Origin of the sequence: Kosakonia sp. H7A (assembly GCF_003028445.1) — a bacterium.
GTDB lineage: Bacteria > Pseudomonadota > Gammaproteobacteria > Enterobacterales > Enterobacteriaceae > Kosakonia > Kosakonia radicincitans.
Genome location: NZ_PYTZ01000140.1, coordinates 1 through 435 on the forward strand (window position 1 = coordinate 1; position 435 = coordinate 435).

Annotated in this window: 1 protein-coding gene; it reads left to right on the forward strand. The window is 71.0% G+C overall.

Translation table 11 applies throughout. The features are described 5' to 3' along the window. Positions 1-435, forward strand: a 435-nt coding sequence (locus tag CWM66_RS28615; RefSeq protein WP_233218453.1) for a cysteine peptidase family C39 domain-containing protein, incomplete at both ends; no start/stop codon positions are given.

Below are 435 nucleotides of genomic sequence, written 5' to 3' on the forward strand. Positions count from 1 at the left end.
CCGACGCATGACGCCAGCCTGCTCTCAGGCGCGGCGAGCCTGGCAACACTGGCGCAACTGCATGGCGTGGCAACCTCCTATGAGGCCCTGCTGCGAGAGCTGGACGTCGCCGCCACGCCTGAGGGGCTGCCGGCGGCAGAGCTCGTGCTGGCCGCGCGCCGTCTGGGCATGAAGTGCCGCATGGTGGACGTGCAGGCCGAGCGCCTGCGCCACACTCCGTTGCCCGCCATCGGGCTCGACCGCCGCGGCCGGTACTTCGTGCTGGCCAAAAGCGCAGGCACGCGCACGCTGCTGCACGACCCGCTCGATGGCCGTACGTGGACGGTCGAGGCCGACGAGCTGCACGCCCACTGGAGCGGGCGCCTGCTGCTGTTGCAGTCGCAAGCCACCTTGACCGGTGCCCTGGCCCGCTTCGGCCTGTCTTGGTTCATCCCG